The following is a 248-nucleotide window of genomic DNA, read 5'->3' as shown; positions in this document are numbered from 1 at the left end:
CAGCGACGGCGGCATCACCTGGACCGCGACCTTCACGCCGACCGCTGGCATCACAGACGCCAGCAATGTCATCTCGCTCAACAGTGGTGGCATCGTCGACTTGGCGGGCAACGTCAACGTCGGCACCAGCGACTCCAACAACTACGCGCTGGACACCGAACGTCCAACCGCAACGATCGTGCTCGCCGATACCAACCTCAATGTGGGCGAAACCTCATTGGTGACCATCACCTTCAGCGAGGCGGTGA

The 248-nt window shown here is 61.3% G+C and carries 1 protein-coding gene; it reads left to right on the top strand.

The genetic code is table 11. The features are described from left to right. Positions 1 to 248: Ig-like domain-containing protein (locus HU811_RS27255; RefSeq protein ID WP_186659243.1), on the top strand; the 248-nt coding region annotated here is incomplete at both ends.

The sequence above is a fragment of the Pseudomonas tehranensis genome, from assembly GCF_014268615.1.
Classification (GTDB): Bacteria; Pseudomonadota; Gammaproteobacteria; order Pseudomonadales; family Pseudomonadaceae; genus Aquipseudomonas; species Aquipseudomonas tehranensis.
The sequence above is the reverse complement of the archived record's forward strand: the minus strand, read 5'-3'. Positions and strand labels throughout refer to the sequence as shown.